The organism is Listeria welshimeri serovar 6b str. SLCC5334 (assembly GCF_000060285.1).
In the GTDB taxonomy this organism is placed as follows: domain Bacteria; phylum Bacillota; class Bacilli; order Lactobacillales; family Listeriaceae; genus Listeria; species Listeria welshimeri.
In genome coordinates this window covers 801,494-827,274 of record NC_008555.1, presented here as the reverse complement: position 1 = coordinate 827,274, position 25,781 = coordinate 801,494, and the positions used below count along the sequence as shown (strand labels likewise).

Sequence of the window (25,781 nt, the reverse complement as noted above, 5' to 3'; positions counted from 1 at the left end):
GCCTAATCTCATTATAATACTTATCCCGACACTTGTATATTGAATAATTTTTCAACAACTCTCGCTGGTACAATGCTGACTTGACGATTATAGTAAAAATCTATTCCTTCTACTTGGGCTAAATACTCTTTACATTCTCGTATAATTTGTTTTGCTTGATGTGGTTTAAATCCTAATTCAATTAATTCTTTACAACCTACCATAGCTTCAAAACATGCTTGCATGATTTTTTCGCCTCGCTTTAAACGAATATTGTTAGGAAAGAGTCCAAATCTATCACTTTTAAATCGCTTTAGGTAAAGCACATAGGAATTTCACCTCTCCTCAGTCCACGGGAGCCTTGCGGAAGTATCATTATCTTCTGTCACCATCATTGCAACTTGATTACCTAAATCAAATCCTGCATTAACTAAATATCGCTCATTCAAGTCGTGGCGTAGTCACGCTGTAGCTCTGGTAACAGCAAACGTAATTTAAAAGTTCAGTATTCAATTTTCAAGGAACAATCGGCATTATTTTCGCCTTCATAGAGTAAATAGCAAGAAGCAGAAACTTTGAAACCTAAATTTCAAAATTCCTGCTTCATTTTTATTTATCTTCATATTTACTGAAATCAAACGATTGAACAGCTATGATAAATTGAGTAGCTAACTCTTGGTAACAATCCTCATTGATAAAAGTTGAATATCGTATTGAATGTTTAATAATTGAAGGTTCAAAGTTTAAAAACAGTTCAAGTAACGCCTGCTTATCTCCTTGTTGAGCCAAGCGAATAAGCGGAACTAAATTCTTCTTTTCCATATTCACTCCACCTTAACTTTTAATTTAAGGGATTGAAAAGTTCAAGGTGGAGATTTATTGCGGTGTTCTTTTGTTACAATGAAAGTAACTTTTTCAGTTTGGCATACGCTTGACGCTTTTTTCTAGAAACCATTTGTCCACTAATTTGCATGTCTTTTCCAATTGATGCATCAGATCGTTGTTTCACGTGCTTTTCTTTTAAAATATACTGTTCTACTTCTGTTAATGAAGCTAAACTAGTATAAATTTTTTCGTTTCTATATTCTAATTCAATTAGTTTTTCGGGAGTTAATTGCTTATTTCCATATTGGTATTGTATTGCTTCCTCCATTTCTTTTGACTCAATAAATTCTAGTGACTCATAACTAAATAATTTACCCTGTTTTTTATAAAAAGCAGTCGCTTGGCGTTGAAGGGTAACAGAGACATAGCAGATAAAGATATAGGTGAAATCCATTTCTGTTTTCATGCCGTATATCCTCCCTTTATAATTTTGACAAACGATATTGCCAATAACCACGATATGCTTTTTCTATTGGAAGTGATCGTTCCTTTAACATCTTGGGTAAAATGTTATTTGTCAAATTTGAGTAACTAACATTTAGCTCGTATCCAGTTGTTAATTTCTCTGCTATCTGTTTATTGCTCAATGGTACTGGACTCTCTTTTAAAACAGACAAAATATTTTTAGATATGCGATCAAATGATATATGATGAGAATTTTTATTGTTTCGATGAATATAATCACTATCCCTTATTTTTTCTTTTTCAAGTACAGACATAGGTCTATGTTCTTTATTTACTAATAAATCATTACTATTACCTAAGTCATCTAACTGTTGCTTGAGCTCGTAATAATGTTTACTTAGTTCCCTCCGTTCTATAATTAGTTCTCGCATCAGTTCATAAATAATTCTTTTTTCCTCTTCTATACTGAGCATAAAAATCCCTCCTACATACTAAATAGGAGGGAAGAAAAAATATGAAACCGAATTTGAAATATTAGCAGCTTATTTTAAACATTATCTTACATTTTAATCGCTGCATTCAAATCAGCGTTATCTTAATGAGATTTTTCTTTTTCTCACTAAATAAATTAATGATAAAAGAACTGTCAAGAGTCCAGTCAGTGTCCATATAGTGTTTGTTCTCCAGTCTGAGATAAAGCATTTTTCCCAGTATTTTGATCTTTATTGTTACCATTACTTGGTTTAAACTCTTTCTGTTTGTCCCTAACTATGCCTGTTACCACGTTCGTTACACCATCATAACTATACTTGACTTCGTACGTACCTTGACTATATCCCGTCATATCTTCAAAATACACTGGATTGCCGTCTTTATCAATTGTGCCTTTCACTTGCCACTCTGTTCCAATGTAAATCGTGGAGTCATGTAACCTTTAAAATAATCGACTGTCTCTCTGAAAAAGTGTCACTCGTTTTTTTATCGCAAAGTATTGCCGAATGTTGAATCGGACTCAGTTAGTGTCCCTATAACTTTTAATTAAATCTCTTCTCCATTGACAGACAGCTAGTTGAATCCTACAAGTACTGAGAGGTTTTTTTTATTATTCTTCAGCCCCCTTTACACTAGGCGTCAAGCTCCATTCAAGCGTTCCAGAATCTTTTCGCAATGTTTTAGCTCTGGTGTAATCAACATAAACGAAGGAATCATTTATCAAGGCATCTGTAATTTGTTGCGAGCCTACGCCATCATCAATATTTACTACTTCTGCTCCAAATTGCTGATCACCAACATACAAGTAGTTTCCAAAATCAAGATTTGCACTATTGACTAATTTAACGGACAAGCTCCAACCTTGTCGCCCTTCATCTGAAACTGAAACTGAATTTCCCGGCTTCCAATAAAGTTGGTTTGCTGTTCCCAATTGATAATTCCCAAAATCCATTGTTTTTGGTACTTGTATTGTTTGTTCATAAGGAATAATCGTAACATCAAATAAATTAGACTTAATAAGTTTACCATCACTTTCCCTGTAGTAATAGTAATAGTTCCCTTTATAGGTCTTTACTTTACTAGTATCTAACGTATATGGCATATATAGTTTAATCTTGGAGTAGTCAATTGGATTGCCATCCTGATCTGTAGCTTGTACAAAGGCATCTTTTTCATTAAATATTTCTCCTACATGATAGATAAGATTTTTCGCCTTCAAACTTGATTTGTCCTCTTTCACAGTTACTGTGATTTCTTTTGAAGTTTCTTGATACGTGCCTTGATACTTGTAAGTAATTTTATAATCACCAGATTTGTTCGTGTCAACATCACCAATGACAGAAAGTCGATTATCATCAAAAGAAATGCTGTTCCCATCTTCATCTATTGCACTTACAAAATTATCTTTTGGATTCCAACTTTCACCAACATACAATGTAGAATCCTTCGCTTCAATAGACGCAGCTTGTGGCAATTCCTCAAATGACATTGCGTTAATTTCGTATTGAGCGCCTGTAGAAGAAGTAAATCCCCAATAAACATTACTCTTATTTAAAAAATTATGATCTCCTTTTCCATCAAAGTTAAAGTTTACCCCTGTTGAAAAAGAAAAGCCTGTTCCAACATCCGTATAAGTGTATTCCAAGTGTCCTGTACCACCACTTGTCGCGTTATAAACGATTTGAACCTCTTTCCAATTACCATTCGACATGTTTCCTATTGACTCTTTTGCAGAGTAATGCCAATTCGTTCCACCTGTGTTAAAACCAATATGATCGCCTATTTTAGTTAATCCAGAATTATTTCGCGGACTATCAAAACCATCTCCATTAAAATAAGTATCAAACTCGAGCGCAAGGTAATATTTATAAGTCTCATTATACATTCCTAGATTTGAACCTGATCCGCCTAAAAATGAATTATTGTATCCTTGAAGTGAAAATGTCATTCCATCAGCAGAACTACTTCCTTGATCTCCCAAATACAAATAGAAATGCAACTTAAAATCTTTTTTCAAATCAATTTTATTTTTCGACCAAATTGCACCAACTTGCCTTTTTCCAGATGACAATTGGAGCAGCGAATCACTCTGATACTTTACTCCTGAACCAACAGCTGGAGCAAAAACATCATTTAACGGCAAGCCCTTCTTTGGTGGTGAAGGCAAGTTATCTGATTTATTAGCTAATACTGATTCTTCTGTTACGGTACTTGCTTCTACACTATCTAAAGAAGTATCACTATTATCAGCAGAACTGTCTACAGAACTATCTGAATTATCTACTTTTTCACTTTGCTCATCAGAGCTTGTTACTAAATTGTTTTCTTGTGAACTATCAGTTGAAGAATCTTGATTAACTTGGTTGATAAATTCTTCAACTGATGTCTCTTCGTTAACATCTGCATAAGATTGAACCCCACCTACAATAGAGATATTCAATAGTATCACTGCACTAATTAAAGATAATATCGACTTTTTCCTTATATTCATTTTATCATCCCTACCTGTTCCAGATATTGTTTTCTCATTTCTAAAATCAGTTTTAATTATGATTTGTAAATTTATTCAAAATTATTTTCAACATCATAAAATTTATACAAATCATCAACTTTTTCTCTTGACTAGTTGTTATTTAAGCTTTCAAAGTCTATTTTCTAGGTAATGTGTCTTTATGTGATAATAAGTCAAGTAACAACATTTTTATCTATTCTTTCTTTTAAAAGAAATATAACCACAACTGCTTACGATAAAAGTAACAATTACAGAAATGATTACATACTTCAGCCAATCTGTTGCTTTTTTCTTTGTTGTTCCACGAATCTCTTTTGCCTCTTCACTTGATAACTCAAACTTTTTGGTGAAATTCCATTTGTTTTCATCATTGTGTTGAACATACAAGCTCATTGAATAATTTCCCTCTTTTAAATCAGAAGTCAGCTTAATCGGATAAATAAACGAGGTTTCTGGCGTGATATCCAGCTTAGATTTTTGTGTTGTAATAAGTTGACCCTTCTCATCCCTTATCTCTGCGGTAAACTGAACTTCTTTTAATAGATTTACTCCTACATTGTCTAAGGTTACATCCACACTATACGTGTCACTAGAAAATTTATTAACATTAAGCTCACTCAACTCTAAAGACGGGGCTGGTCTTTCATCTATGTTTCCTCTAACAACAAAAGGAATGTTATAGGCAACTGTATTAGAAACAGAGGACTGATTATTTTCTTCCTTCTTTTCAGAAACGTGAATACCAGCCATTAAAATGCCGTTAAAATCTTTTTCTGGGAAAACCAATGTTCCAGCCACTTCTTGACTGCTGTTTGGCGCAACTGTTACTTCATTAGGAAGCTGAACCATCTCTGTCAATTTGTATAATGTAGCATGATCTTCAGGAGTCACATCTGAATAATCAATAATACCATTTTTATTCGTTCTTGCTTTATTTATTTGAATGTCATATACCTGCTCTGTATCTGTATTATTTGTCACTCTTAATGAAAAATTTTCTGTAGCTAAAGGTGTCCATCTAATATCAAAAAAATTTTCAATTCCTGTTGTTTGATGTTCTGAAAATATTGGAGATACCGAATATCCAGATGTTGTCTCGGCAAATGCAGAAACATCTATCATCAAACTCATAAGCAATAAAACGAGCGTTATAACTATTTTCTTCATAATCTATTTCCTTTCAAAAAAAATGAGGTTGGAACAAAAGTCAGTTCTCTTTTTGCTAAATATGTTAATCCAAATAAATGGCGGGAGCAGAAGCAGCCCATTCGGAAATAAGCCAGCATTCACAAAAATTTGAAGAACAACTTTCATGAATGCTGGCTTATTTATTCGAGCCTAAACGATTCTGTTCCAGCCTCTACAATTTAATTACTACCGTTTACTCTGAAATTTGTTTTGATGATCCTTTAGTTAAATTCCATTCAATAGTAGATGTATATTTTTGAACTTTCGTTACATTGGTGTAAACTAATGTACTCGTAACTTTGTCAGAATTTTCACCAACAATATTTACATCTTTTGTCACAACAGGCACTACTTCCTCAGAAAGCTCTACTTCTCCAATTTTCAAAGAACGTTTACCATCTGCGTCCGCTAATTTAGCACTAATTTCATAACCATTTGTCGTTCCAGAATAGTCTGTTACTGTATAATTAATATCCTTTGAACCAAAATCTACCGTTTCAGATAAAGGCTGACTGCCAAAATCAGTAGTTGCATCAATTGTTAAAGAAACATCACCTTTGATAACTTCTGCTCCAATTTCCGTATTACCGCTTAATGTATCTGCTGCCTGAACAGTCAAACCGTTCATCATCCCCATTAGAATTCCACCACATAATACTGTACTTAAAATAATTTTTTTCATTGTCTTTTCTCCTATTCGTTTATCTCATTTTTTATATTTGGTTGCAAATTCCATTCCAAACTTGCACTATAAGAACCAGCTTTTGCATCAGCTGAAATCACCATATCGATTGGTAAATCTAGTTTTTTCTCTATCAATTGTTGTTCATTTTTATAAACAATTATATTACTATCTGAAATTTTTTGATGATTGATCATCAATTGATAATTACTTTTGTACTCATTAAAATTTGACGATCTAACAACTACTTGCCAACCATCATCAATCCCACGATAGTCTGTTATAGTTGAAATAATACTATCTAAAGCAACTTCTTGTTTTTGTCCATTTAATTGGATATTAAAATTCACATTATTCGGTTGAGATAAAGAAAATCCCCCTGAGACAATTTCTCCACTAACTAATGTATTTGAGTTTGAATCAGCAAGTACTATTTCATTAGATGTCGCAAAAAGAAGGGCTAGAAAAGTAATAAAAGCAAGCGTTTGTTTATTTATCATTGTTCACTTCCCTCCTTACACTTGTAGTAGCCAGCACCTAGGGTTGTCATGATTATTCCGCATCCTACAAAAAACCATAGATTACTTGCCCACTCGCCTGTTTGAGGAAGAAGAACATTATTCGAATTTGAACCCTCACTGCTATTTTGTTCATTTGGCGATATTGAATCTTGAGTAGTATCAGATTCAATTAATGATCCAGTAACCTTTGAATGAACCTCCTCTGCATAAGAGACTGACCCCCCCCATAAAAATGCTGCTAAAACAAATAAAGACATCATGGAAATGACTTTTTGCACTATTCTGCACCTCCCCTTAATCGATGGTGTAAGTCCATTCAAGTGGTGACTTATCTTCTCAATATTTATGTACTTTTAAATTATAAAAATAAATACGTTTATCTTGTTGAAAAGCACCACTTATCACTGATGAACCTATCCCTAACGAAATTTCTATTGTTTATCTTTACCTAAATAAAAAAACTCCCATATGCATCATAGTATAACTCATCTACAAACCACTCAACTCTATCCGCTCGATTTCGACCCTCTAAACGTAATATTTTTTCATATTTCCTTAAAATCATCAAAATTTATTCCTTCATCTCTAGAAATTCCAATAGTTAATTATCTTACCCCTTGCAATTTAATACATGAAAATAAAAAAACGTTTCCCGTTGAAAGAAACGTCTCTCATATCAAATTTAAGCCAATAATTTTACAATCATATTAAATTGTTGCTCATCATACCGAACAATCATTTCACCATTATACTCTTTGGCAATTGTTTCAATGCTAGCTAAACCAATCCCATGATTATCAATGTTCCCTTTTCTAGAAATGATTTTCTTCTTATCTAAGTGCACAACTCCATCAAAAGAGTTTGATACTTGTATCATCAAAAAGCCAACTTGATAACTTACTTTAATCCTAATCCACTTTTCATTTGGCGCATACTCCAATGCCTCAGCCGCATTATCAATTAAGTTCCCTAAAATCGTCGATAAATCAAAGGGTGCAACATCAATATCATTGGGCACATTTGTCTCGCAAGATATTACTACGTCTTTATTCGCTAGGGGTTGCAATTTTAGATTAATAATATAGTCAATCATTATATTTCCTGATTCTGCATAGATTTTACCAAGTACACTTAAACTACCAAGCTCTTGTACCTGCTTAACCAATTTATCTGTCTTACCACTTTCTGCCAGATAAATTAGTGGAGATAACTTATTTTTTAGATCATGACGAATCGTTCTTTGTGATTCAAGTGTTTGTTCCATTGCAACGAGCTGTTGTTCATAATATTTATTTTTTTCATCTAACACTTTCCTGTCTACTTGCGTTTTTATCATTTTTTCTATCGAGCGACGTGTATAATAAAACAAAATATAGGATATTGGTAAGAGTGGAATAACTGCTGCCCAATAGTAGAAGGATATTTCTACAGGGGAATCCGTTAAGATTAACACCCATAAAATGTCTTTCATCATAATAAATAAAAATGTTGTCCAATAAATTGTCGGTAAATTGCCACTTCCTGTTCGTATTTTTCTAAATCTTAACATAATCAGCACTAATCCCAAACTAATCAAACGAGAAATAGTAAATAGTAGCATTGTATTTGAAGGTTTCAACATAAATTCTGCTACCTCTTGACTTCCTATCGCTGTACTCATTAATAACATTGAAGCAACACCTTCTCCAATATCGATTACTGCTGTAGCAATGATTGAAGACATCAAGATATCTTGCCACCTTGTAAAAAAGAAAAAAGACACAACTAGATATAATACCCCAGAAACTATTACATTGATGGTAAAATACTCAAATGTAGCAAAAAAAGCATGTACTAAGATAATTATGCTAAAAATTAAAATTAGTTTCTGTTTTGACACTCGTAGTTTTATTGGTTTATATCGTGAAAAAAGAAAATATATTAATAAATACTGCAAACCACATTCATAAATATGAACAAAATAAGTTTGTATATTGAATATCATTGTTACCTCCCTGATACTATTCTTAATTTAATAAATACGGGCTAAAAATACCTTATAAATGTTTATCACTTTCTCTTAAAAATTGTTCCTTTACTATATTTCTTTTGTTTTTTGGAATACCAATTTTTTCTTTGTTTACTAAAATAATTTCCTCATGAGAGTATTTCCTCACAAAGTTATAGTTTACAATAATCGATTGGCTAATTTGAATAAATCCGTATGAAAGAATTTCTGTTGCTACATCTTTGATATTTCCAACAAATATATCCATACCATCAATTGTCATGATTTTCACATTTCTTCCAGAATTCTCAAAATAGATGATATCTTCCATCCAAACACTAAAATATTCTTTCCGTTTTTTATAGTGATATAACTTTGGCGTTAATGTCAATTTTTCCATTGCCAAATTGATAGATTTTACTAGTTTACTTTCCCCTATAGGCTTTGAAATAAATAATAAAGGCTGAACATCAAATAATTGTCGATCATATTGTCCTGTTCCAGAAACATAAACAATTTGTATTTTATGATCCCTAAATTTTTCTCTAATTGTCACACCAACATCTACACCATTGATTCCCCCCATTTCAATATCAAGATAGATTAACTCAAAATTATCATCATCATTTTGGATGGTATCCATTAGTGAGTTGCCATCATAAAATATATGAACGGTGACATCAAATCTATCATTTTTCGCATAGCGTAGAATCATGCTTTCAATTTGGGAACAAATAACCTTATCATCATCACATATCGCAATTTTTAAATGCATCTCATATCACTCCTCCCGTTTAAATTACCAAAAAAACCCATCATATGTGACTCCCTCATAGCTGTAGCTCACTTCATACGTTCCTGCTTTACTCGTATCTACTGTACCTTCTACTGTTACATCTGCGAAATCCACTGGATTTCCATCGTTATCAATGGCGCTGTCAAAGTTATCTTCCGCTTTCCACTCTGTTCCAATGTATAGCGTAGAATCATGGACATTTACTGCCGTTTGGATTGTCTTCACTGTGATCGTGGCTACACTTGTGACTCCTTCATAGCTGTACTTCACTTCATAGGTTCCAGCCTTACTCGTATCTACTGTACCTTCTACTGTCACATCTGCGAAATCCACTGAATTTCCGTCTTTATCAACGGCGCTGTCAAAGTTGTCTTCCGCTTGCCACTCTGTTCCAATGTATAGCGTGGAGTCATGGACATTTACTACCGTTTGGATTGTCTTCACTGTGATCGTGGCTACACTTGTGACTCCTTCATAGCTGTACTTCACTTCATAGGTTCCAGCCTTACTCGTATCTACTGTACCTTCTACTGTCACATCTGCGAAATCCACTGAATTTCCGTCTTTATCAACGACGCTGTCAAAGTTGTCTTCCGCTTGCCACTCTGTTCCAATGTATAGCGTAGAATCATGGACATTTACTGCCGTTTGGATCGCTTTTACTGTGATCGTGGCTACACTTGTGACTCCTTCATAGCTATATTTCACTTCATACGTCCCTGCTTTAGTTGTATCTACAGTTCCTTCTACCGTTACATCTTTGAAATCCACTGGATTTCCATCTTTATCAATGGCACTGTCAAAGTTGTCTTCCGCTTGCCACTCTGTTCCAATATAAAGCGTAGAATCATGCACATTTACTGCTGTTTGGATTGCCTTCACTGTGATCGTGGCTACACTTGTGACGCCTTCATAGCTGTAGCTCACTTCATACGTTCCTGCCTTACTCGTATCTACTGTACCTTCTACTGTTACATCTGCGAAATCCACTGGATTTCCATCTTTTCCAGTTACAGAAATAAAATTATCTTTTGAATCCCAACTATCTCCTTCATATAAAATCAAATCCTGTAGTTTTAATACCGGTTTCAAAGCCCAAATATATTCTCCAGCTAAACTGCTATCATAATTGAGCATAAGTTCACTTGAAGTAAATGTACGATTGCTTAAAACATGTAGCCATTCTCCACTGTAAACGTCAGTGACTTTGAGATCCTCAAGTCCAGCTTCTGAAGACAACCCCATTTTAGCTCCTAAGGTCAAAGATTTCATATTGTGAATATCAATGAACATACCCACCATAGAAGTTACATTAGAAGTATTAAAATTTGAAAGATCTAATGTTGTTAACGACTGCGCGTGTTGAAACATTGCAGACATATCTGTTACTTTTGATGTATTAAATCCAGAAAGATCTAGTGATGTCAAAGATGTCATACCTTGAAACATCTATGACATGGTAGTAGCGTTTGATGTATCTAAATTTGATAAATTTTCAATTGTTTTCACTTGAGTTAGATCAGCAAATAATCTCGAGGCTCCAAAGCTAGTTGAAACTTTCCCATCAAAAATAATTTTCTGAATATCGCTAGACCAACCTATCCACGGAGAGGGATATGTAGATCCATGATAGTCGAAAACTCCTGATTCTATATGCAATGTCCCACTTTGGTCAATTCTCCAAGGTGCACTCCCAAAGGTACCCGAAGCTATATCATCGTTTGTGTCTGTTGAAGATTCTCTAGTCTGATGCCCTTCTACCGTGGCGATAGTTTCTTCCTTATTCATTTCTTCTAGACTATCTTCTGACGATTTCGTTGAATCATTATTTTCTGTTTCATTTGTATTTGTTTCACTGTCTGAAGTTTCTTCTTGTTGTTCGATTGCTGGTGGTACTAACAATGGCTCTGTTTCATCAGCCATTGTTTTTTTTGATTCATCTGTTTGTTCAAGTTCTATAGTATCCGCAAACACTTGTCCAGTTCCAATTAAAGAAGGGCTTACAAGTAACATTACACTAATATATGAAAACCATTTCTTTTTCATTTTTTTCTCTCCCTAAATTTATTAATAGTTTCACGCTTAAAAATCGTAAATTTAACAAATGTATTTTTTATTTCGAAAAAAATAACTAGTTCCGCCTATGCAGACTAGTAAAAGTTTAGGATTATTTGTTTGTAAAATTATCATTTGTTTATTTTACACATCTATCTTAACCATGGTATGATAACATAATAATAATGCTTTTTCTATCCACAATTATCGTTGAATAAACTACATAAATTGTATAAAGAAACGGAGAGAGTGAAATGATACCTGACTATCTAAGAAAAGAATTGTCCGTTCTATTTTTCATCATAAATAAAGAACAAACAACGACTATTGAAATTTCACACGAGTTGGAATTGACAAAAAGGACGGTTAGAGAAACAATCTCAACTATTAACACTCATTTTGAGGAACATCAAAAAATCAAAAATTTTATCGTAATAAATAAATCTGGTAGTGTTCAAATTCAATCCACCTTTGAATTAACAGCTCTAGACTCTGCGTATAATTTAAAACTGCAATTATTAAAAAAGAACACTTTATTTAACTACTCAATTTTATTACTTACTAGAACCTCACTTGATCAAACGGAAGTTACTGAGGAGCTTTTCATTTCTATCAGCTATCTAAATAAGTTAACACACACTCTAAATAAATTTTTTACAACTTTTAATTTCACAATTTCTGTTGTAAAGGGACAATATTCCCTTACTGGAAACGAAATGAACATTCGGCTATTTTCTTATTTGTTCTTACAGGACTCGTTTCAAGATATAGAATGGCCATTCAATAATATAAGCCTCGAAAGTATTCGTGAAAATGTTCCAGAGGAAATATTGATTGATTCGCACAAACGATCAAACACAAAAAATAGATCGTTATATATTTTATATGCTATCCTTCAAACCAGAGTTCAAAATCAGAATTACGTAGTTCAACCTACAAACAAACTCATCCAAGCGCTTTTTAAAATGGTAAAAGAAAATCTTGATATAGCACTAATTTTTCAACAAGATAGGTTGGGGTTTCTTGAAAAAAAAGTCAAAAACACTGAAATTGACTATTTCAATTTTTTGTCACGTATTTTCATATCGGATATCATTCCAAAAACAGACAAGATCAATTTAGGTAGAATATTCGCGAAAGAAAACCATCCCTATTGTATTTTGTCCATAGATATTCTCAAGACAAGCTCCGTTCTAGTAAAGGATCAGACTTCTGAAGATGATTACTGTTTGTTTCACTACTATATAACTTTGTTCAATACTTTTTATTTTTTAGTTGGTGATACATTAGACTCCTTTACGAGTTTATTCATTCCACCGTTATCGTATCATTCCCATGTTCAAAATGATTACATGTCGACTATTAAAGCTATTCTAGCAAGTCTTACAATCACTGAAAATCACAAAAAATTTTTATCAAATCTTCTATATACTCTTTACACCTCTGAAATGACATCAGAAGTAATGATCTATTTACAAATATCAAAAGACTTTACTGCAAGTTTTTTTATTGAAAATCGACTTAGTAATTTATTTAATTCAGAACAAATAATGATTACAGATAATTATTCTTTATCAGATGTTGTCATCACTGATACATTAGAACGAACCGCATCAAACAAAAAAATTTTTTATCTTGATTCAATAGATAACGAGAACAGATGGAAAGAATTACTTTTCCTAATTCAAAATACTTATTTAGACAAACAAAACACGCAGAAGGAACGAATTCACCTATGATCATTGGATATGCACGTATCAGTACACAACATCAAAAATTTGATTCTCAAATAAATTCATTACAGAAATTCGGTTGCGATACTATTTTTACTGAGTGTACGAGTGGTAGAAAAACCGACCGACCAGAATTAAAAAAAGCTTTGAAAAAATTAAAAGCTGGAGACACGTTTGTTATCTATAAATTAGACAGACTTTCACGAGGGACAAAGCATTTATTACAACTTATGGAAGAATTCAATGAAAAGAACGTAAATTTTATTAGTATTCAAAACAATATTGACACCAGTACCTCGATGGGTAAGTTTTTCTTTACTATCATGAGTGCTTTTGCTGAAATGGAAGCTGATCTTATTCGAGAAAGAGTCCTATCTGGTCTTGATACAGCAAAAGAAAACGGAGTTAAGTTAGGAAGACCTCAAAAGCAAATAGACATTAAAAAAATCGTAACACTTTATACTACTGATAATAGAACGGTTACAGATATTGCTAAATTAATGAATCTTTCTCGTCCAACTATTTATAAGCATCTCAAAGAACAAAAAATCCTTCAAATAAAGGACTGAATCTAATTAATCATTTAAGAACTCCACAAAACAATATTCGGCTTGATTTTTACAGCTGAATATTGTTCATTTAGTAAATTACTTGGATTTAAGGCATCCCATATCCTAGTATAAACGGACTACTCTTTTCATAAGTCCGTTTAGCAATCCTATCTCCAGAGTTCCCTTCAATCGTGTGAACTGTATTATTTTCAAATTTCTCTACAATTCCCACATGATCACTAATGCCATCACCATCCCAATCAAAGAAAATAATTGCTCCACTCCTTGGCTCTACTCCGCCATTCTGCCATTGATTATTCGCTTTAAAATTATTTATTCCTGTTGGACAATAGGCAAATCGGTCCATTTTCACATTTGCTTTTTCAGCCACATAAGAAACAAAAGTGGCGCACCATTCTACACGACTATTAAAACCATACCAACGCCAGTATTTTTCTCCTCCTTCATGAATGCCTTCTGCTAGTTCATCTGATGCAATTTTAGCAATCTCAGAATTTCTACCAGTGCCGGTATTACTAGAATCAGAAGATATATATTGCTTCACAATTTGGCTGTAAAACATGTTGCCATATGCATAGCGATAATCATAACCTAATCTAACTGCCACTGGATTTGTGTAGGTAACTTTCTGTCCATTTGCTTGGTTCTTGGAAAACTGGATGGCACTCTCTAATGAATAACTTTTGCCAGAGTGACTCAAAAAGTCACCTCCGAAATTGTACGCCTGTACAATGTTTAAAATCTCATACTCTCGATGCCCTTTCCACATATCCGCAAAGTATTTAACCCCAACTTCTATTGATTCATCGGGGGTTGTTATGGAATTTGGTTGTCTCCCTTGGCTTTCACTACACTGCATAATATCGGGATACTTTTCAGAATTCCCTCCCGTCTCCACCATAATAATTCCTAATAGATAGGGAACGGCTTCTGATATTTCATTTTTAACCGCTTCTTTAGTTACTTTTTCTTTCCATCGAAGCACCGCTTCTGGAAGATTTTGTCCCTCTTCTGTATCAGTAACACTAGTCGATGAACTTGTTCCTCCAATCAATAAAATAAAGATAAAAAAGAAGCTAACGAGAAAAAACGCCAAACGCTTAGAGATCTTCATAGGCTGACTCCTCACTGATTTCTACTTCCTCGTAGATTTCTTTTCTAAGCTCTCCCATTTCTTTTGCTAATTGCTTAGCTTCTACTAGTTCTACAGGTACTGGTTGATCCTGCGATTCATGAGTAACACGAGGTGATTCAGTTCGATTAGCCTCATTTTCTTCAATTTGGTCTATCTGACGTTGCTCAAATTCCTCATAACTAGGTTGTTGGTAAATAAGTCCATCATCCATTTCTTCCAATGGTAAAGACGTTTCTTGATCCACTGTTGATGTTCCCACCACTGGTTCTATATCAGGCTCACTATCAGATAATCTTTCTTCTTTTTCGTCAGAGCTATTTGAATCTTTACTCTTGATTGACTCAACCTCAGGATTTACTGATTCTGTATCGCCTGCATCGAATGAAGTTGATTCAGGAGAATTGGCTTCATTTCCAGCTTGAACCAATAAGTTATCTTGGAAATCATTCTGTCGGTAAGCACGATCCAACTCTACGCCTGAACGAAGATAATCATTTTCTGCGGTTTGTGTCTTATATGTTTGCTCAGCCAATCGGTTCTGTTGATCTTCTCGTTGTTCTATCTCTTGTTGCCGATTATTGGCAGCTCTTTTAGGGAACTTAAAATCTCGCAGTTCTGTTTTCCCTTTCGTTAATGAACGAACAATCTGACCTTTATTCTTCCAAATAAATAGCCCTAATAACACTTTGACAAATAGTCCCACTAACATGGTAACAATATTGGTGACGACAAAGAAAGAATCCAAAAGATTAATAATAGAAAAAAGTAAGCCAAAACAAAACCCTATTCCCACCTTAGAGGCAAACAATGTCCCTAGCATCATAAAGCCATTTTTTATCAAATGATGCATATTGGGAATCAGTGCCAAAAAGAGCAGGGATGGAAAGAGAAAAATGATTCCGTAAATCAATAGTTGAATCAAAATATTGGCGACACCTATTAGTAACACCGCAATTCCTATCACAAATAACATCACAAAGGTATTCAATAATACAGCGACTTTTTCCGTCATGCGATCTGAAGTCAGATAAGAATTTTTTTCAGAGTCTTGCTTAATTTTTTTCTCAATTTCTTTCGTCTTTTCTTTATCAAAGGTTTCTCCGTTCTTAACTAAATACAGCTCAAATTGTTCTTTTGTAATGTCTGTTTTTCCGAAATTAAGTAGTGCATAAGGTTTAATAATAAATTCATCAAAAATCAGATTACGAATATTACTCGTGCCATCTAGCTGCTGCTCACTACCAATCAACTTTTCCGTTGTAGATTGATTGCTACTATTTAAGCTACTGCTCGTTAAATCGACTAGTTGCCCTTGAACGTTCTGAGAAATCGTATTGACCTCTTGCACTTTGGCTGCTCCGTCTGAAAAGAATGCCATACTGCCTGCATAAATCAATGTAAAAATACCAAATCGAATTAGAGCTTTACTAATACCTTTTTCAAAGAAGTCTTTGACAGAAATGACAATGACAAAGGTGAAAAGTAAGATACCCAATACGTTAAATAATTGGTTATAGATAGAACCAGCTGTAGAAAATAAATCAGGCAATATCCCATCCAAAAGATTTAAATTAAACAATTGTTCAATGACATAATCAAGCGCAAGAACCATGTACTTAATCAGTCCAAAAGCAAGGTTAATTAAGGCGTTTAGAACACTTTGTAAATTCTCATTGATACTAAACCAACCACCCTTTTCAAAGAAAGACTGGAAAGAATCAATATCGAAGACATCTTTTAACAATAAGCTCACTCCCTTCTATGCACTAAAGGCAGTTTCCACGTCTGCACTTGCATTTTTCTTCACGGTTTGCAACATTTGATGCAATTCTTCATAAGGACAATAGACTAACATTTTTCCAACACGCCCTCTTAAATCTAAATAAAGACAATGGTACTTAGGTAAATTTTTTAACCACTCAATGTTTTCCTCACTCACTTCTAAGCCTAAATGACGAAGAATCTCTTCTCGTTCATCCTTATCATCATAGGCAAAAATACGTCCAAAATTCCCTGTGTCATCTTCTTCTGCGGTGTCTTTTACAGATTGTGTCACAATAATTAAGGTATTGTTAAAACTTCGACCAACTCGGCGCATGGATTTAATAATCGCTCGCCCATTTTTTGACGTGTTAAAAATCCAGCTCTCGTCAAAAAGTACCACGGTGCTTTCTTCTCGATCTCGCAAACCAAACAACTCACAGAACTTTCCAATACACATCATTAACATAATGGATTTTCTTTGGGTGGCACTATAATCATTACTTAAGGTTTCTGCTCTAGGCATTTCTAGCCCTAACACTTCAAGTACAGTCACTTTGTTATGCAGGTTCAATCCCTCATTTTCGCCATAACTAAATGCCAATTCTAAAATAGACCCTTGAACAGATTTTTTGATCAAATTAGCAGTATCTCGGACTTCCTCATTATCATTTTCTAACATGTAATCAACCACATGAAGAAGACCAACTCGTTCTCCATAATCTCGTTTCTTCAAGACTACTTCGATACCTTCTAACATGGCTAGACGAGATTTCTTCTCTCTCGCACTCGTAAAGTTATACAATTCTTCAAATAAATCTTGTGCCATATCTTTTGCCGCAACTCGGTTTGGAATAAAACAAATAGGATCAAGAACGCCTTTATTACTCTTTTTGTCTGGATCAAGTCTAACTTGGTGAAAGTGCTGCTGAACAAAGGTACACGTTTCAGGATACTTTTTCTGATACACTGGGTCATTGATCACTTCCATGATCCAATCAAAGAATTCGGATTTTGGGTCAACATAGAGCCCTTTTCCTTTCATCAGTACAGAGAGAAAGAACACAAATTTAGCCAAATAGGACTTTCCATTTCCTGTAGGTCCTGTAATGGCAATGTGCGGACTATTTGCTTTCTTATCAGCGATATCACTTTGATTCCCAATAGACGGATTAAAAAATACTGGCTTACGACTGGTTTTCGCAATTTCTTTAGGCGTTAAATTCCGTGTATTTTTTAATTCTGATACCATACCAATGGGAATACCTACATTATCTCCAATTCTATTTTCTACCCCTAGCATCAATTCGCTGATACCTTCTACAGTGGTGTAATGAATCCAATTCTTTTCGGGTCCTAATTTATTTCCAGACAAGAATTGGTGAAATAGAAAAACTTGATCTGCTAATCCTTTGACAACATCCACATTACGAGACTGACACAAAGAGAGTACTGTACGAATTCGGCTACGACACTCTTCTGGCGTTTGTCCAAAGACACCAAAAAGCCCCAACCATTTAATGACTGGAACTCGTAAATCAATTTTATTATTTAAATCTGTCAAGGCATACCGATTAAACCGACTGGATTTCATTTCAGCATCACCCATGGATAGGGTTTCTTTGGCACTATTCTTTAAGCGCTTGGATGCTCTAGAAGATTTTCCTTTTAATCCTTTACCTCCTTTCAAGGGCTCAAAATGTGCCTTCAACCGAAACTCTACTGGAAAAGGCAGGCTTTGAACTAGCTCTGCCACATGATTAAAGGCCAAATTCGGCGCAAATTTATGAATTGGCAATAGCGCAATATAATTGGTTCCTTCTAAACTTCGTAGTTTTAACAAGCCTTGTTCCTCTGTAGGATCAAGAATCGTATCCGTTAGGGAGTATCCTTCTTTTTCAATAAAATCACTATCGAAAGAGGTTGCCATCCCACGAACATAGGGATAACGACAGACTTGTAACACTTCTTTTTCAGTTAATCTTCGACCATTGATCGCCCCGACTAATTGAAAAACTTCTGCTTCAATGATGCGATAACGTGCCAAAAAATCCTCGTCAACGGTCATGTGGTACTGCGTAATCGCTAAGAGTTTACCTGCATAATAATCTACCAATTCCATTGCTTTTCCTTTAAGAGAAGTCGCAGAAGACAGACTAGACAGCTTCACACCAATGTAAAATTTCTCTGTTGTAATCACTCGTAGCTGACTTTCTAATTCAGACAAGGTACGATTAATCAAGGCATCGCCCATATCTTGGGCTTCTTCATCAAAACTTTTAGAAAATGCAGATAATCGTTCATTGAGATTATACGAATGAGGATTAAGAAATAATTCAAAATCTTCAAAACGCCGTAAACTTTGAAGAAACTGATTCCATTTTCGTTTATGTTTTTCTTGTACTTCTTTGTTCTGACCAATGACATACTCGCTTGGACACGTAAAATATGCCCACACCTCATTTTCTGTCGTAATCAGCACATTGCGATACACTTTATGAAAGGGTTGTTTTAATCTCATGCTTTTCCTCCTTTTATAATAATCGAGTGATCCGTTTGCGTAAGGATTGCTTGATTAATGGTTGGTATTGGTCTTTCAACTTGAGCACCTCCGTCAGTGGAAGCAATCCATCTGTATACTGGCGATGAAGGGTCTTTTTCATAAGTAATACCTCATCATCTGTTTCAAATAATCCATAGAACCCTTCTTCTCTTGCCTTTATGGGCTCAAATTCATGGATGAGTTCTGGAACAATGAGTTCTTTTATTTCTTTTTTCACTTGATCTACAGTTATGGTATTCATTGGTATCTCTTCCTCCTTTATCATTAGTAGCGTCACTGTGCAGCAGTCATAAATCACTTTTTCTTGTTTCATTGTTTGAAGCTGCTCATGGTATAACACCTGATGCTTCATGACATACGTCACCAAGTAGCTCAGGTAATCTTTTAAGAAAATATCGGCTCGCTTTCCATCGGGTTCCACACGATTAAACAATTGAATCAATCCGTAAGGTATCGCAATAGAGATCATAATCACTAATTGGTTCATTCCAAACAAAAACAATAAGCAGCTGAAAACCAGCGCAAAGCTCACCGTAGCGATAGTAAAATCTTGTGCATAGACCACAAACGGTAAATTGACATTTTTCGCAATTTCTCGAATCATATAGGGTGCATTAAACGGCTCACGATAATCTAAAATCTGTTTTTCTCTGTTCATGGCTATAACCCAAAATAGCTTTTTAGATTAGTCAATGAGTTTAGAATGCTTGCAGGGTCTTTAATCACAGCATAAATAATGCCGCCAAAAAACAGAATCGCAAAACCTTGTATCCACTTTGAATTCATAAATTCTTTAATAACTAAATAGACAACAACGACACCGAAAATCGGGGCAATCCAATCATTTAAAATGTAGTTGCTGGCTTCTTTTGCGTTCGCATCGGCATAAGCCAAGGGCGAGATTGAAAAGAATAAGAAAATCGCATTACAAATAACAGCGAGTTTCATTGTTAGAAGCTGCTTTTTAGAATAGAGTTGATTCATTTAAATTCCTCCTAGATAGTGCTGTAATTTTTCAATAAAATACGTGTTGTCTCGGTGTTTCAGTCCTAATGTCATCGTTTCTATATGACTACTTTTGGTCTGTCCATCCACTAGTTTGAACGTAACAAAGACGACAATCTGTTTCTCTTTTATTAAAGGTTCAATCGCTACATCTGTAACTTGATAATCACCAGTCAATAACTCTGGCTCTTTCATCAAAAAGCTCATGTCTTCTATCGAATCTGAAACATATTTTTCAAGAAAAGCTTGCACAAAACTGGTAATTGCTTTTTCTTCTTTATTCTCTAGTCGTTGGTACTGAGATCGATCAATTGTTGATTGAAGTGCCTTTCCAGATGTTAAAGCAGGCTCCATTGAAAAATAAGGATACGCAGTAACTTTAAACGATTGATTGTCTAATTGAACAAAAGGAATATTGAGTAACATTTTTACTTCACTTTTCTCATAATCGATGTATTTTTCTTTGATTGTTACTTCTTTGTCTCCTTCTTTTTTCTTCACTTCTCGTTCTTTTGTGATAGGTGTTATAATTTCATAAGCAATCTTATATTTTGCGATCGTTTGTCCCTGCTCACTTACCAAATCATAAAAATCAGTAGAAAGTAATTTTCTCTCAAGCCCTGTATTTTTCTCTTCTTCCTGCTCAAAGTTAAAATAGGTATCCTGCAACGTATTAAGTCTTTCTTCAAATGCTTTTTGATCAGCTGGAATTGAGATATAGGTAGTGATAAATGGATGTAAGAACTGCTTGTATAATTCAGATGCAACAGGCGTACTCGTATTTTTCAACAGTTCTTCTTGAATGGTTTGTGATAATGCTGCTTGTTCATTTTTTATCCTTCCTTGCATCTTGGAAGACTGAAACAACGCAATTGGACCACTTACCACTAAAAAAAGTGTCAGGATCAGAACACTTAGACGAACGGTTCGGATACTCGCTGCTTTTTCTTCTTTTGGAACAACTGGCTTTGGTTGTTTTCTCTCTTTTATAAAGTTCATGGAGTCACTCCTTGTTTTTTTAATGTAAAAAAGAGAACCCCTTTAATAAATAAAGAAGTTCTCTCGTAGAAAGCTGCGTCCCATAAATTTTTAAACGGCTGGGCTGGGAGCTAAACAGATAGGTTGCTTTGTAAAAATCGTAGGAAAAACCACGATATAAACCAGTCTCACTAAAGCGCTCCAGTCCTTCAATATAGAGACTCGTGTGCGTTGACAACATTCGTTCAAAGCAAAGCTCCCTTTTAGGCTGAAACACTAAATTCTCTCGTTGTGTCAATTTCTTAACGGTAAGAAATTGTCTGGCTTGTCGCTCAGGGATTTCCCCTTCCAAGCAAATAAATCCATAGTACTTCAATTTCTCTGCTAATTGTTTCTGGTTCATGTCATAACCTCAATAATGGTGTTGTCACTTGCTTGATAGAGCCTGCCATCTTGACGTAAATCTTCTCCAATCCCTTCATAGTCAATATTCCATTTGATAATATCTGGTACGCCAGAGAGATAGCCAAGATCATCCATTATTTGTTCAGCATAATCTTTGTAGGAATAACAATTCGAGTAGACTTGAATTTCATCAATCTGTTCAAAAGCATCTAACAGATCATTGAAAAAGCCAGCAGTAATTACTTCCTCCAGATACTTAATCGCTTCATGTCCCTCATGTTCATCAAATTGTTCAGCCACTTCATTCATGTAATCAAAATCTTCAAAATTAGACAACTTAATAGGCGCTGAGTAGTCGTTGATTTCATATACTTTTTCATCTTCTAATTCTAACTTTTCTTGTACAACTTCCCACAGAATAGGTAGCTCAAACCAACGCCCTTTACGTGCTTTAGGGTTTTCAATATATAACTCAATCATTTCATTCACCTCTCACTCAAATAAAAATTGGGCTAACAGCTGCTCCACTTCTTGTTGCGTAACAGATACAGTTTTAGAGGATACTGCTTCTTCCTCTTCTTGTACTAATAACTCTTTAATCGTTGTGGTTAGCTTTACCAATTCCTCTTGATCCTTTTCTTTCAGTTCTGCTTGTTGGATACGTGTCATTAGTTCATCCGTACCAAACGTTTGATCCATAATCCAAATTTTCTTTAACGTTGGGGCAAGATAATTGGAGAGCCAACGTAATGATTTTTCATAATTAGGTTTCTCTCCTTTCATGGTCAGCTTCAATTCTTGCATACTTTCAATGACCATTCGCCAATTGGCGCTGTAACTGATACGATTTCCTTGATTATCAGAATCAAAAACTTTTAAAGAGGTATCAATTAGCTCTCTAGCAACCCACTCTATGGTTTCGCCAGTTGACAATAGATATTCCACAAAAAGATAGGCTTTTTCGTTTGCAAGGCGGATTTCGTATCTATTTTTAACACCATATTTTTGATGTACCATTTCAATAGATAGCCCTTCTTTTTTTGCCAGCTCATAATCTTTTTCATAGAAATTAAGATAATATGGAGATTGCCTAGAGCCAAAATATAGTGATAGTCCTTTGTTCACACGATCTCCTTTTCTAAAAGAAAATCCACCTCTATAATCAAAATTGCGAAATGTAGTATCCACTAATCCTTGTTCACATTTTCGCTTTAACTCATGTAAATCATAATTTTTATATAAACACGAGATCATTTCATCTAATGCAATATCAATCCGAGTAATTTTGGTATCTATCAAAACCCCTTTACCAAAAAGGTCATCTTGATACAGTCTCCAAAAGAAATCATTCCAGTTTTCTTTTCTCTCTTCCAAAATCAGTTCATACTCTCTGCACCCTTGACCTCTTAACTCAATCATGACACCCATATTAATATCATTGGGGTTTGAGAAAATAAATATTTCACTAAAAAAATATGTTTCTGTATAATGGTTGAACCCATAAGATTTGTATCCAAAAACATTGGGGTCCATTTTTAATATATTTGTAATCACTTGAGTAGGGCAATCAATTTTTAAACGAATTCGTAAAAAATCTATTTTAGCTTCCATAGGCAAAATTCCACCAGTCAAATGGAAAATTGATTGCAGTTTATTAATAATAGACGAATTAAGCTTCTTTTGATTGTTCTCTATTTTTGATAAATATCCTTTAGATATTTCAAGCTTTTCGGCCAAAGTCGTTTGGTTCATCCCTATTCGTTGGCGTAATTTTTTTATTTGTTCTCCTTTCATTTATCCTCCTTATATACTACATATTTTATTTAAAGTATTGTTCATTCGAAACCACTCAAATTTCAAAAAAAAGAAGCTCTACTTTTCAGCAGAACTTCCTTATACTATTCAAATGTAATTTCTTCATCAGCAGTTTGATAGATATCGATTCTATTCTCAATATTAACACGGTTTACTAGCCAACCTTTTAAGTTACATTGTTGAATAAAGTCGTCAATTCGATTAATTCCATTAATTTCTTTTAACGTAACTACGACTCCAAATCTTATACCCACACCATCATTTGTATCTAAGCGCTCTTTTGTTTTGATACTCATTCCCCATAACGGGTTATCATAAACTTTTTTTGCTTGTGTTCGTGCAGTGATGGGCTCACTGATATGTTTAACATTATCCCATTTTCGAAACATTTTCCGAGCACTTACTTCTTTAAGATAGTGCTCTTCGTCTGTGACACTTTGTTTATTTTTATTTATTGATTTCAACTTACCACTATTATCAAGTCTGCCAAAGTATATATCCAATTCTGTATTTGTATAATCTACACCTTGATTTCTAGCGCATTTAGGAAAATAGCATAGTGTTGCTTTTGAAACAAAGGGATGTTTATTTTTATGGACAGGAACTGGGAAGCTATAGTTATAAGTATCATACTTTTCAGAAACTCCTTCTACAATAAACCGTATCTCATCAGAGGGAGATTGAAGAATATCCAAAATCTTAATTGGCACAACTCCATGTCCTAAAGTAGCTAGTTGATTAAAATCTGGTTTACTATTCCAACCAATTGAAGAGTCAATCAATAAAGCTTTGGCAACCTCTTTACTAAGTCCAATAATATCAATTAGATAGGACAGTTTTCTCGCAATCCATGGTGCTGCGTATGATGTGCCACAGACTCTTGCTTGCCCCAATGGTTCACAAACATTCAGAAATTCGCCATTACCTCCCCCGTAGTAACTAACATCCGGTTTGGTAAAAAATGATAGAACAATTCCTTTTCTAGAAAAGGAGGCTGAATTTTTTTGATGGTCTACAGAATTTACGACAACTGAATTGATTGAATCTGCAGGTGCACCAATGCGTTTTTCTTTATCTAATGCTTTTTTATTTGTTCCAGCAATAACAAAGATAACATCATTTTCAAATTGAATTCGATCAAGAATTGCTCCTTCCGCAGATATAAAATTTTCTCTCACTTCTTCATTTGAACCTAAGGATAAATTCCATACACGAATATCACGGTTACTTTTAACAATATCATTAATAGTACGAATAATTGAAAAGGAATTGAACGCCCGATTTGTAGCAACTCCAAAATGTCTAACCTTAAAGCGACCACATCCATCATCCAATTCTGGGTTTAAAGAGTGCCCATCCACAATAATTGATGAAACGGATGTTCCATGTCTATAATCCGAAGGTTCTATTGGAATATTTTCATCAATCATGTTATGGAACTCAACCCACTCATGGAAATAAACCCTTTCATCAAAAAGTGTATCAATGACTCCAATGGTTGGTTCGCTTTTGGGTGATGATATTAAGGTAGCTTCACTTGAAAAAGTTTCTATAAAATCACTTGGTGCTAATTCTGTAATATTTTCTACTGCCATCGCTACTAAAAATGGCGCTCTCTGTAATAAAACTTGTAAATACTGTTCATCAAGTAAAATTGTTGTTCTATTTAATATCCGCTCATTGAATATAGGGATACCTATTTTTTTCAACAATTCTTTCGTATCAATTCCAGTCTCATATAGAGTAACAATTGAACTTTTATCTGTATCAAAATCCGCACGCTCAACGTCAAATTTTTCGATATAGGCTGTATCTACAATCAACCGTTGAAACTTAGTTTTTGTAATTGTATACTTTTCAAAATCTATTTTCCGAAATATTTTAGGATCATTAAATATTTCATCATTGACACTACCAGAGAATTCATTTTTTAAAATTCTAATTGCTTCTCTAGCTGCCAAAATCGATTCTTTAATAGCAGAGAGGGGAATATAATGAGTAATGATATGTTTTGTTTTATCATCTGAAAATTTAGCACCAACTATTGTTGAGTTTGGTAACTGACTTCCTACTGCTAAAAAGCCTTTTATTCTGTTACTCTTTGCAATAATTCTAGTATAATAAACACTAATGAGACCACCATTTAGAATATTCTGTGCATCCCAAAATCTATCCATTTCAAGCAAATAACTAATTAAACTATCAATGTCAAATATTGACACACTTGAACCTGCTGGTAATTTTGGTGAACCAGGTCTACTATCATTTGATTTTTGTACAAAACTACCTTTTAAACTCAAAATATCATTCAT

The 25,781-nt window shown here is 34.3% G+C and carries 25 protein-coding genes and 2 pseudogenes; 2 read left to right on the top strand and 25 right to left on the bottom strand.

Annotation, left to right across the window (positions count from 1 at the left end; genetic code table 11):
• Positions 1 to 20: 20 nt before the first annotated feature.
• The 15 genes and pseudogenes from LWE_RS04060 to LWE_RS14250 form a co-directional block, all read right to left on the bottom strand.
• Entirely contained in the window at positions 21 to 305 is a 285-nt protein-coding gene (locus LWE_RS04060) for a DUF3173 family protein (RefSeq protein ID WP_011701632.1), read from the bottom strand.
• 283 nt (positions 306 to 588) lie between these two features.
• The gene (locus LWE_RS04055) at positions 589 to 801 is read right to left on the bottom strand and encodes a helix-turn-helix domain-containing protein (RefSeq protein WP_041176321.1); all 213 of its coding nucleotides are present in this window, start codon (positions 799 to 801) and stop codon (positions 589 to 591) included.
• Between the two features lie 73 nt (positions 802 to 874).
• Positions 875 to 1,270 carry a sigma-70 RNA polymerase sigma factor region 4 domain-containing protein gene (locus LWE_RS04050; protein ID WP_011701630.1) on the bottom strand — a complete coding sequence of 132 codons (396 nt, stop codon included), beginning with the start codon at positions 1,268 to 1,270 and terminating at the stop codon, positions 875 to 877.
• 16 nt (positions 1,271 to 1,286) lie between these two features.
• Positions 1,287 to 1,742: a hypothetical protein gene (locus LWE_RS04045; protein WP_041176320.1), complete on the bottom strand. Its 456-nt coding sequence runs from the start codon at positions 1,740 to 1,742 to the stop codon at positions 1,287 to 1,289.
• A 185-nt stretch (positions 1,743 to 1,927) separates the two neighbouring features.
• Entirely contained in the window at positions 1,928 to 2,161 is a 234-nt protein-coding gene (locus tag LWE_RS04040; RefSeq protein ID WP_011701629.1) for a hypothetical protein, read from the bottom strand.
• Between the two features lie 210 nt (positions 2,162 to 2,371).
• Positions 2,372 to 4,252 (bottom strand): lectin-like domain-containing protein, encoded by a 1,881-nt coding sequence (locus tag LWE_RS04035; RefSeq protein WP_011701628.1) that lies wholly within the window; start codon positions 4,250 to 4,252, stop codon positions 2,372 to 2,374.
• Positions 4,253 to 4,462: 210 nt separating this feature from the next.
• Positions 4,463 to 5,440: a DUF916 domain-containing protein gene (locus LWE_RS04030; RefSeq protein WP_011701627.1), complete on the bottom strand. Its 978-nt coding sequence runs from the start codon at positions 5,438 to 5,440 to the stop codon at positions 4,463 to 4,465.
• Positions 5,441 to 5,654: 214 nt separating this feature from the next.
• Positions 5,655 to 6,143 (bottom strand): hypothetical protein, encoded by a 489-nt coding sequence (locus tag LWE_RS04025; protein ID WP_011701626.1) that lies wholly within the window; start codon positions 6,141 to 6,143, stop codon positions 5,655 to 5,657.
• A gap of 11 nt (positions 6,144 to 6,154) precedes the next feature.
• Entirely contained in the window at positions 6,155 to 6,643 is a 489-nt protein-coding gene (locus LWE_RS04020) for a hypothetical protein (RefSeq protein ID WP_011701625.1), read from the bottom strand.
• Positions 6,640 to 6,942 carry a hypothetical protein gene (locus tag LWE_RS04015; protein WP_041176319.1) on the bottom strand — a complete coding sequence of 101 codons (303 nt, stop codon included), beginning with the start codon at positions 6,940 to 6,942 and terminating at the stop codon, positions 6,640 to 6,642. Before LWE_RS04015 ends, LWE_RS04020 begins: the two co-directional genes overlap by 4 nt.
• Positions 6,943 to 7,346: 404 nt before the next feature.
• The gene (locus LWE_RS04010) at positions 7,347 to 8,387 is read right to left on the bottom strand and encodes a sensor histidine kinase (RefSeq protein ID WP_231845341.1); all 1,041 of its coding nucleotides are present in this window, start codon (positions 8,385 to 8,387) and stop codon (positions 7,347 to 7,349) included.
• A gap of 313 nt (positions 8,388 to 8,700) precedes the next feature.
• Positions 8,701 to 9,426: a LytR/AlgR family response regulator transcription factor gene (locus LWE_RS04005; protein WP_011701623.1), complete on the bottom strand. Its 726-nt coding sequence runs from the start codon at positions 9,424 to 9,426 to the stop codon at positions 8,701 to 8,703.
• 45 nt (positions 9,427 to 9,471) lie between these two features.
• Positions 9,472 to 10,305, bottom strand: a pseudogene (locus LWE_RS14915) (bacterial Ig-like domain-containing protein); the annotation flags it as partial.
• Positions 10,306 to 10,338: 33 nt separating this feature from the next.
• Positions 10,339 to 10,896: pseudogene (locus LWE_RS14910) on the bottom strand (bacterial Ig-like domain-containing protein); the annotation flags it as partial.
• A complete protein-coding gene (locus LWE_RS14250) occupies positions 10,897 to 11,493 on the bottom strand; it encodes a hypothetical protein (protein ID WP_011701621.1) in 597 nt (198 codons plus the stop codon).
• 263 nt (positions 11,494 to 11,756) lie between these two features.
• On the opposite strand from LWE_RS14250, the gene LWE_RS03990 reads away from it, so the two are divergent.
• Positions 11,757 to 13,241 carry a helix-turn-helix domain-containing protein gene (locus tag LWE_RS03990; RefSeq protein WP_011701620.1) on the top strand — a complete coding sequence of 495 codons (1,485 nt, stop codon included), beginning with the start codon at positions 11,757 to 11,759 and terminating at the stop codon, positions 13,239 to 13,241.
• The gene (locus tag LWE_RS03985; protein ID WP_011701619.1) at positions 13,238 to 13,804 is read left to right on the top strand and encodes a recombinase family protein; all 567 of its coding nucleotides are present in this window, start codon (positions 13,238 to 13,240) and stop codon (positions 13,802 to 13,804) included. The genes LWE_RS03990 and LWE_RS03985 overlap by 4 nt, the downstream gene beginning before the upstream one ends.
• 88 nt (positions 13,805 to 13,892) lie before the next feature.
• On the opposite strand, the gene LWE_RS03980 is transcribed toward LWE_RS03985, so the two are convergent.
• The 10 genes from LWE_RS03980 to LWE_RS03935 form a co-directional block, all read right to left on the bottom strand.
• Positions 13,893 to 14,921 carry a lysozyme family protein gene (locus LWE_RS03980; protein ID WP_011701618.1) on the bottom strand — a complete coding sequence of 343 codons (1,029 nt, stop codon included), beginning with the start codon at positions 14,919 to 14,921 and terminating at the stop codon, positions 13,893 to 13,895.
• Positions 14,908 to 16,695: a CD3337/EF1877 family mobilome membrane protein gene (locus tag LWE_RS03975; RefSeq protein WP_041176318.1), complete on the bottom strand. Its 1,788-nt coding sequence runs from the start codon at positions 16,693 to 16,695 to the stop codon at positions 14,908 to 14,910. The genes LWE_RS03980 and LWE_RS03975 overlap by 14 nt, the downstream gene beginning before the upstream one ends.
• A 6-nt stretch (positions 16,696 to 16,701) precedes the next feature.
• Positions 16,702 to 19,224, bottom strand: coding sequence for an ATP-binding protein (locus tag LWE_RS03970; protein WP_011701616.1), 2,523 nt, complete (start codon positions 19,222 to 19,224; stop codon positions 16,702 to 16,704).
• A gap of 13 nt (positions 19,225 to 19,237) precedes the next feature.
• Complete coding sequence (locus LWE_RS03965) at positions 19,238 to 19,924, bottom strand: TcpE family conjugal transfer membrane protein (RefSeq protein ID WP_011701615.1); 687 nt, start codon at positions 19,922 to 19,924, stop codon at positions 19,238 to 19,240.
• A gap of 2 nt (positions 19,925 to 19,926) precedes the next feature.
• Complete coding sequence (locus LWE_RS03960) at positions 19,927 to 20,250, bottom strand: TcpD family membrane protein (protein ID WP_011701614.1); 324 nt, start codon at positions 20,248 to 20,250, stop codon at positions 19,927 to 19,929.
• Complete coding sequence (locus tag LWE_RS03955) at positions 20,251 to 21,270, bottom strand: conjugal transfer protein (RefSeq protein ID WP_011701613.1); 1,020 nt, start codon at positions 21,268 to 21,270, stop codon at positions 20,251 to 20,253.
• Between the two features lie 19 nt (positions 21,271 to 21,289).
• The gene (locus LWE_RS03950; protein ID WP_041176317.1) at positions 21,290 to 21,652 is read right to left on the bottom strand and encodes a hypothetical protein; all 363 of its coding nucleotides are present in this window, start codon (positions 21,650 to 21,652) and stop codon (positions 21,290 to 21,292) included.
• On the bottom strand, positions 21,649 to 22,134 hold the full coding sequence (locus tag LWE_RS03945) for an antirestriction protein ArdA (RefSeq protein WP_011701612.1): 486 nt from the start codon (positions 22,132 to 22,134) through the stop codon (positions 21,649 to 21,651). The genes LWE_RS03950 and LWE_RS03945 overlap by 4 nt, the downstream gene beginning before the upstream one ends.
• A gap of 12 nt (positions 22,135 to 22,146) precedes the next feature.
• A complete protein-coding gene (locus LWE_RS03940; RefSeq protein WP_011701611.1) occupies positions 22,147 to 23,448 on the bottom strand; it encodes an XRE family transcriptional regulator in 1,302 nt (433 codons plus the stop codon).
• A gap of 104 nt (positions 23,449 to 23,552) precedes the next feature.
• Entirely contained in the window at positions 23,553 to 25,781 is a 2,229-nt protein-coding gene (locus LWE_RS03935; RefSeq protein ID WP_011701610.1) for a S8 family peptidase, read from the bottom strand.